9 protein-coding genes are annotated in these 8604 nt (G+C 30.8%); all 9 read right to left on the bottom strand.

Features of this window, described 5'->3' with window-relative positions:
- Nucleotides 1-114: 114 nt before the first annotated feature.
- Nucleotides 115-732: a hypothetical protein gene (locus RG22_RS05080; protein WP_034041354.1), complete on the bottom strand. Its 618-nt coding sequence runs from the start codon at nucleotides 730-732 to the stop codon at nucleotides 115-117.
- Nucleotides 733-891: 159 nt separating this feature from the next.
- Nucleotides 892-1509 carry a tetratricopeptide repeat protein gene (locus RG22_RS05075; RefSeq protein WP_034041362.1) on the bottom strand — a complete coding sequence of 206 codons (618 nt, stop codon included), beginning with the start codon at nucleotides 1507-1509 and terminating at the stop codon, nucleotides 892-894.
- 517 nt (nucleotides 1510-2026) lie between these two features.
- Nucleotides 2027-3274 carry a beta-ketoacyl-ACP synthase II gene (fabF, locus tag RG22_RS05070; protein WP_034041360.1) on the bottom strand — a complete coding sequence of 416 codons (1248 nt, stop codon included), beginning with the start codon at nucleotides 3272-3274 and terminating at the stop codon, nucleotides 2027-2029.
- A 51-nt stretch (nucleotides 3275-3325) separates the two neighbouring features.
- Entirely contained in the window at nucleotides 3326-3916 is a 591-nt protein-coding gene (locus RG22_RS05065; RefSeq protein ID WP_034041356.1) for a TetR/AcrR family transcriptional regulator, read from the bottom strand.
- Nucleotides 3917-4126: 210 nt separating this feature from the next.
- The gene (locus RG22_RS05060) at nucleotides 4127-4744 is read right to left on the bottom strand and encodes a hypothetical protein (protein WP_034041354.1); all 618 of its coding nucleotides are present in this window, start codon (nucleotides 4742-4744) and stop codon (nucleotides 4127-4129) included.
- 167 nt (nucleotides 4745-4911) lie between these two features.
- Complete coding sequence (locus RG22_RS05055) at nucleotides 4912-5634, bottom strand: hypothetical protein (RefSeq protein ID WP_034041358.1); 723 nt, start codon at nucleotides 5632-5634, stop codon at nucleotides 4912-4914.
- Nucleotides 5635-6105: 471 nt separating this feature from the next.
- Nucleotides 6106-6942 (bottom strand): AbiJ-NTD4 domain-containing protein, encoded by an 837-nt coding sequence (locus tag RG22_RS05050; protein ID WP_034041355.1) that lies wholly within the window; start codon nucleotides 6940-6942, stop codon nucleotides 6106-6108.
- A 134-nt stretch (nucleotides 6943-7076) separates the two neighbouring features.
- On the bottom strand, nucleotides 7077-7694 hold the full coding sequence (locus RG22_RS05045) for a hypothetical protein (protein ID WP_034041354.1): 618 nt from the start codon (nucleotides 7692-7694) through the stop codon (nucleotides 7077-7079).
- 167 nt (nucleotides 7695-7861) lie between these two features.
- Nucleotides 7862-8604 (bottom strand): hypothetical protein (locus RG22_RS17970; RefSeq protein ID WP_204244174.1); only part of this gene is annotated, 743 nt, incomplete at its 5' end.

Below are 8604 nucleotides of genomic sequence, written 5' to 3'. Positions count from 1 at the left end.
AATGGTCTCGTATAAGAATAGTTGCGGGTTTACGTGCGAGGATTTTCCGCAGGAAAATCAGACGTAGTATACTTGCAACGACCTTTGGTTAAGCCCAAAATCGAGCAATTATTTTTATACATTGTTGCCATTAGTACTTTTTTCAGATGCTATTTTATTTATTCTCGGTTGTATAAACCAAATTCCGATTGGAAAGAACCAAATCATAAAAAATTCTCCTATAAAATCACTAAAAGTAACAGTTCGTTTTAATTCAGTCGTTTTGATTGTTTTCGATACAAAATATAATAAATAGAACATACAGAACATTGAAAATAGATGCATTGGAATGACAATAAATAACATTTTTCCAACAATTCCGCCAGCAGCATTATTTCCAGACGAAAATCCGTAAAATGTAGTTCCGATTATTATTAATAAGAAAAGAATATAAGTCAGAGGAATGAAGAAGAAAATTTTAAACTTTTTTATTTTCATATTAATGTCAGTCGGAATATACTTCTGTAGTCCAATTCCAATAGACCAAAACCAGCCAAAAAATAGTCCAACGTAAATGACCATTATTATTGGAAATATCTTCATCATGTTCAATATTCCTGTTTGGTCAGGATTTCCGTTTGAGTCAATATTCGCAAACATTGAAGTCATAACGACTATTTGTATAAGAATCGGAATTCCGAACATTAAAGTGAATAATAGCCAATGTTTAGCATTTAAAAATTTATTTATCATTTAGTTCGTCGGTTTTTCAGTATTAATGGCAACGGTTACGTATAATATTAGTGGCGCGTTTAAGCACTAATTTAATAAATAGAAACTTGCCAGCGGAAAATTCCGAAGGAATTTTCCAAGTAAGCTAGAACTAGCCATTAATTTTATGCTTTGTTGTGGTTAGTTTTTTAAATCCGATAAAACATCTTTCAATTCAATAATGTCTTCTCTTACTGCTGGTTCTTTTACTATAGAAAGTGCTTTATTCACAAGTTTATATGACATTTCATAATCTTTTTTCTTGTAATATGAATTAGCCAAATTGTAATAAAAATATCCTTTTTTCTCTTGATTATTTTCCAATTCAAGACCTTTTTCTAATACTTCTATTGACTTATTAAATTTCAAGAGTTTATTATAAGCGGTTCCGAAGTTTATATAGGTTATAGTGAAAGTACTGTCAATTTTCAGGGACTTTTCAAAATAAAGAGTACAATCCGCTAAGTTTTTTAAATCAGCAGAAACTCCTCCCAAAGCATTAAGAATGATTTTATTATCAGGCTCTAAGCCGTTTGCTTTTTTGTATAATTTTTTAGCCTTTGAAAAATTACCTTTAGAATTTTGTTCGGAAGCAAGGTCAAAAGTTATAGAAGCAATAGAATCTTTTATTCCACCTCTTTTAAATTGATTTTTATAATGGATTGTTGTGTCTTTAGAATGTTTTGAAACAACCTTATCTGAATCGCTTTTACAATTCAGAAATGTCAAAATTAATATTGTAAGTAGTATGTTTTTCATAATTAACCACAACCCGCAAAGTATAAGGTTCGTGGATGCGCAGCATACAGGTTGGAACCGTTTGCTGCGCTCTATGAATCTTATAGCTTGTTAGGTAGTAGTTACCATAAGGGTTTTCAATTAGTTAATAAATATACTAAAAGTTAGTCAGAGTGCAGTCTATACTTTGCGGGTTAGGAAGAATAAGCAAACAGTGGAAATTTTAAATTTTATGATAAGCGATAAGCTTGTGCTGTGACTTGATTTATGGTTACGTGTTGCTATTAATTCATCTATTGCCTAAAAAATTTAATGTTTCGTTTGCGTGCCCTTGTGGTTATTCTTCCTAACGGCTCGTATATGAAAAGTAGGGCGGGCGGTTGGTAAGCACCTAACTTTCGGTTTAGCACGAAGCCATATTTTTAATTTTCTTTTTAACTTTTCTGTTGTCTAAAATACAAATTAAAAATATGGCGCCCTCGCAGACACGACCAAGCCTTTGTTTAAGTACTATTTGCCCTATTTTTTATATACATTGTTAGCCAACGTATTTTTTGATTATCATTGCCGAACAATGACCACCAAAACCAAAACTGTTGCTTAAAGCATAATCAACTTTTTTAAAGGATTTTTCTCCTAATGACAAGTTTAATTCCTTCGGAATATTTTCATCAATTTTTGTTGTATTGATTGTTGGTGGTATCAAATCTGTTTTCACAGATAAACAAGTCGATATTGCCTCTATAGCACCAGTTCCACCTAATAAATGTCCGGTCATAGATTTAGACGCACTAATTTGTATTTCCGAAATATTTGTTTCAAATAGCTTGGTGATTGCATTAATTTCAGATAAATCTCCAAGCCCAGTTGAAGTTGCGTGTGCATTTATATAGTCAATTTCATTTGGTGTTATTTTAGCTTCTTTTATTCCGCTATCCATTGCTAAATATGCTCCAAATCCTTCTGGATGCGTTCCGGTTATATGATAAGCATCTGAACTTTCACCTCCACCAATAATTTCCGCATAAATATTAGCATTTCTTTTCAATGCCGAATCAATACTTTCAATAATCAAAGCTCCTGCACCTTCTCCAACAACAAAGCCATCTCTGTTTGTGTCGAATGGTTTTGAAGCGGAACTGAAATTTTCATTGTTGGTGGACATTGCTTTCATAGCGTTAAATCCTCCAATTGATGATTCTGTTATTGGTGCTTCTGAACCACCAGCGATAATAATATCTGCTTTTCCTAACCTGATATAATTAAAGGATTGAATAATGCTTTGTGTTGATGAAGCACAAGCTGTAACAGGGCAATAATTTACACCTCTGAGTCCGTGGTTAATTGAAATTATACCAGACAAACCATTGGATATTATTTTCGGTATAAAAAACGGATTAAAACGAGGGTTGAAATTCCCATTTGTATAATCAATTATTTCCTTTTCAAAGGTTTCAAAGCCACCAATGCCACTCGAAAATATTACACCAATTCTGTTAGTGTCTAATTTTGAAAAGTCGAGATTAGCATCTTTGATTGCTTCTTCTGCTGAGATTAGTCCATATTGACTAAACCTATCAAGTTTTCTAGCTTCCTTACGGTCAAAATAATCTAAAGCGTCATAGTCTTTTATTTCACAAGCGAATTGAGTTTTGAATTTGCTTGAATCAAAACGTGTTATTTTATTTGCACCAGAAATTCCTTTCAATAGATTTTCCCAATACTGTTTTACATTTTTTCCAATAGGTGTAATTGCTCCTAGTCCTGTTATTACTACTCTTTTCATATTTATATATCTTTGCCATATACCTTACGGTATATGAATGATTAAATTTTTTTACTTCTGTTTTAATTGTAAAATTTCTATTTCTAGATGTTCTATGTTATTTAATAAAATCTCTGGTTTATTCAATGTTTTTGCCAATAAAATGCTACCCTCAATTATAGCAATCATTCGATACGAAAATAGGTCGATATCTATTTCTTTTAGTTCGTTTTTATTAACTCCTTCAATTAAGATTGATACAATTTTTTTGTGCCAACTACGAATTGTTTTTACAACTTCTTTTTTTAATAATTCATTTCCATCATCAGTATCAACAGCAGTATTTAGGATTGCACAACCTCCATTCTTAAAAATTGGTTTAAATGATGTTTTATAATGATTTAGAAATGCAATTAATTTATTTGCTGAATTATCTTCTTTTTCAATTTTGTTAATTATTTGACGAGTCTGAAATTTATAATTGAATTTAAAAGCTTCTAAAGCAACTTCGTTTTTATCTTTGAAGTTGCCATAAATACTGCCTTTTGTTAATCCAGTAGCATTGGTTAAATCGGACAAATACGTTCCTGTATATCCCTTTTTATTGAATATAGAAGCAGTCTTTTCAATTATTAATTGTCTAGTTTTTTCTGACCTTACCATTTTGCTAATATACTCTACGGTATATGACTTTCCAAATTTTTGTATTGATTTTGATTTTTTTCTGTGATTTTCATTGGTTGCTTGGATATGTTGGCTAATGGTCTCGTATAAGAATAGTTGCGGGTTTACGTGCGAGGATTTTCCGCAGGAAAATCAGACGTAGTATACTTGCAACGACCTTTGGTTAAGCCCAAAATCGAGCAATTATTTTTATACATTGTTGCCATTAGTACTTTTTTCAGATGCTATTTTATTTATTCTCGGTTGTATAAACCAAATTCCGATTGGAAAGAACCAAATCATAAAAAATTCTCCTATAAAATCACTAAAAGTAACAGTTCGTTTTAATTCAGTCGTTTTGATTGTTTTCGATACAAAATATAATAAATAGAACATACAGAACATTGAAAATAGATGCATTGGAATGACAATAAATAACATTTTTCCAACAATTCCGCCAGCAGCATTATTTCCAGACGAAAATCCGTAAAATGTAGTTCCGATTATTATTAATAAGAAAAGAATATAAGTCAGAGGAATGAAGAAGAAAATTTTAAACTTTTTTATTTTCATATTAATGTCAGTCGGAATATACTTCTGTAGTCCAATTCCAATAGACCAAAACCAGCCAAAAAATAGTCCAACGTAAATGACCATTATTATTGGAAATATCTTCATCATGTTCAATATTCCTGTTTGGTCAGGATTTCCGTTTGAGTCAATATTCGCAAACATTGAAGTCATAACGACTATTTGTATAAGAATCGGAATTCCGAACATTAAAGTGAATAATAGCCAATGTTTAGCATTTAAAAATTTATTTATCATTTAGTTCGTCGGTTTTTCAGTATTAATGGCAACGGGTTTGTATATGGTTTGTTGCGTGGTTAAGTAACTAAGTTAACAAATAAAAACCGAATAGAAAATCCGCGAGGATTTTCGTAAGTAGGCTAGAACCAAGCAATAAATTATATACAGTGTTGTAGCCAGTTTTTTTATTCATAAATATTTATTCGGATTACGTTTTCAAATACATCAAAAAATCCGATAACTTCGTATCGACCAGTAATAAAATTATTCAGGTAGTGGTTTTCAGCGGTTATTTTTATTCCGCTTTCAAATGTGAAAACTTTGTAATCTAATAATTGTTTAAGCTTCATTAATTCAGAACCTTGTCTTTTTGATAAATATGTTCCGTCTTTGTGTGTTGATATATGATAAAGTTCATTTTCAAAAGGAAAACTAACCAGTATTGTTCCTCCAATATTTTTATATAGTTGTTTCAGTCCTTTCGTAGATTTTCCTTTCAAATATTTTTCTTTGACGGAATCAGTCATATTTAATTCCTCAAGTTTATGTGGATTACTTATTTCATAAATTTCTGAAAATCCAGACATATGAGCCAATGAAGTTGTCAAGTAGTATTTTCCGTTCAACTTTACAATTGAAGACGGACAAGTTGCTTTCGCGATATATTTTTTCCCAGTTTCTTTATTTTTAAATTCAATTGTTCCGCCGAATTCTCCTCGGCAAGAATCTCGGACAATGAAATATTCGTCCTCGTAAAAATTTTCAAATCGATGCTCAAAAGCAGCATAGTCCGTTTTAAATTCAGACTTTTCTTTTTTGATTAGTTCTATCTTAAATTCAGATGTTTTTTCTTGTGCAGAAACAAACTGAAAAATGAGAATAAATATGACTATTAGATTGAATTTCATAGGTTTTTCCGAAAATTGGCTACAACCCGCAAAGTATAAGGTTCGTGGATGCGCAGCATACAGGTTGGAACCGTTTGCTGCGCTCTATGAATCTTATAGCTTGTTAGGTAGTAGTTACCATAAGGGTTTTCAATTAGTTAATAAATATACTAAAAGTTAGTCAGAGTGCAGTCTATACTTTGCGGGTTAGGAAGAATAAGCAAACAGTGGAAATTTTAAATTTTATGATAAGCGATAAGCTTGTGCTGTGACTTGATTTATGGTTACGTGTTGCTATTAATTCATCTATTGCCTAAAAAATTTAATGTTTCGTTTGCGTGCCCTTGTGGTTATTCTTCCTAACGTGTTTGTATATGGTTTGTTGCGTGGTTAAGCAACTAAAAATAAAAACCGAATAGAAAATCCGCGAGGATTTTCGTAAGTAGGCTAGAACCAAGCAATAAATTATATACGGTGTTGGCAACAGTAATTTTACATCCTACTTTTTAAAAAATTTATAAATGCAGAACAAGTAGTCAACATAAATTTTGCTTCGTAAAAATCAATTTCTCTGTCGCTTTCTATTAGCGCGTGTCTAATTCCTGCGTCATCACTTGTGTAACCATATAAGGAACTAAAAGCTTTCTTCAAAGCTGGGTGCAAATGTCCATCATTTTCAAGTTTCTTTAATGTTTGTCCCAATGTTGATTTATCATCTCCAATAAATATCTTGCACATAGATTCGATTGCAGATATAGATTCTTTAATTGAGTTTCTATAATCAGGATTTTGTTTGTCAGAAAGTAATTTCAATGAAGTCTCTAAATGTGTTTTTACCGATTTAAAAGAATCATTGTTACTTATTGCATCTTCAATTGCTTGTATTTCTTCTTTGGATGAAATTGGTACAATTTGAGAATTTAGAAATCTATAACCAGCTTTTTCTCTTTCAAAAATTTTATTAAATAATTCAAAATAGTCACCTTTTGAATATTTTCCGGAAAACTCAATCAAATCATAAATTTCGTACCATTCTGTTTTATCAGAAAAAAAGAATTTTCTAATATGATTAATTAAGGAATCTTTGCTCACATATTGGTCCTGGGATATTGGTGATGTATCTATAGGTAGTTTGAAAAAATTTAACCAAAGAGAATATGTATATATATAAAGTTCTTTCCGACCTGTAGTGTAATTTTTTCGTTCTAATTTATTTATATAGTTATCAAGAAATATTGTCCATAGCGAATTTTTCAATTCAATATCTATGATTTCAAATTGTAATTCTTGTTTTATCGATTTATATCCTAATCTTTCGGAAAATTTCATTCGTTTGTTTTATTGTTGCCAATGGTCTCGTATAAGAATAGTTGCGGGTTTACGTGCGAGGATTTTCCGCAGGAAAATCAGACGTAGTATACTTGCAACGACCTTTGGTTAAGCCCAAAATCGAGCAATTATTTTTATACATTGTTGCCATTAGTACTTTTTTCAGATGCTATTTTATTTATTCTCGGTTGTATAAACCAAATTCCGATTGGAAAGAACCAAATCATAAAAAATTCTCCTATAAAATCACTAAAAGTAACAGTTCGTTTTAATTCAGTCGTTTTGATTGTTTTCGATACAAAATATAATAAATAGAACATACAGAACATTGAAAATAGATGCATTGGAATGACAATAAATAACATTTTTCCAACAATTCCGCCAGCAGCATTATTTCCAGACGAAAATCCGTAAAATGTAGTTCCGATTATTATTAATAAGAAAAGAATATAAGTCAGAGGAATGAAGAAGAAAATTTTAAACTTTTTTATTTTCATATTAATGTCAGTCGGAATATACTTCTGTAGTCCAATTCCAATAGACCAAAACCAGCCAAAAAATAGTCCAACGTAAATGACCATTATTATTGGAAATATCTTCATCATGTTCAATATTCCTGTTTGGTCAGGATTTCCGTTTGAGTCAATATTCGCAAACATTGAAGTCATAACGACTATTTGTATAAGAATCGGAATTCCGAACATTAAAGTGAATAATAGCCAATGTTTAGCATTTAAAAATTTATTTATCATTTAGTTCGTCGGTTTTTCAGTATTAATGGCAACGTGTTTGTATATGGTTTGTTGCGTGGTTAAGTAACTAAGTTAACAAATAAAAACCGAATAGAAAATCCGCGAGGATTTTCGTAAGTAGGCTAGAACCAAGCAATAAATTATATACAGTGTTGTAGCCAGTTTTTTTATTCATAAATATTTATTCGGATTACGTTTTCAAATACATCAAAAAATCCGATAACTTCGTATCGACCAGTAATAAAATTATTCAGGTAGTGGTTTTCAGCGGTTATTTTTATTCCGCTTTCAAATGTGAAAACTTTGTAATCTAATAATTGTTTAAGCTTCATTAATTCAGAACCTTGTCTTTTTGATAAATATGTTCCGTCTTTGTGTGTTGATATATGATAAAGTTCATTTTCAAAAGGAAAACTAACCAGTATTGTTCCTCCAATATTTTTATATAGTTGTTTCAGTCCTTTCGTAGATTTTCCTTTCAAATATTTTTCTTTGACGGAATCAGTCATATTTAATTCCTCAAGTTTATGTGGATTACTTATTTCATAAATTTCTGAAAATCCAGACATATGAGCCAATGAAGTTGTCAAGTAGTATTTTCCGTTCAACTTTACAATTGAAGACGGACAAGTTGCTTTCGCGATATATTTTTTCCCAGTTTCTTTATTTTTAAATTCAATTGTTCCGCCGAATTCTCCTCGGCAAGAATCTCGGACAATGAAATATTCGTCCTCGTAAAAATTTTCAAATCGATGCTCAAAAGCAGCATAGTCCGTTTTAAATTCAGACTTTTCTTTTTTGATTAGTTCTATCTTAAATTCAGATGTTTTTTCTTGTGCAGAAACAAACTGAAAAATGAGAATAAATATGACTATTAGATTGAATTTCATAGGTTTTTCCGAAAATTGGC

Origin of the sequence: Wocania ichthyoenteri Th78 (genome assembly GCF_000789235.1) — a bacterium.
GTDB lineage: Bacteria > Bacteroidota > Bacteroidia > Flavobacteriales > Flavobacteriaceae > Wocania_A > Wocania_A ichthyoenteri.
This window is presented reverse-complemented; position numbering and strand designations above follow the sequence as displayed.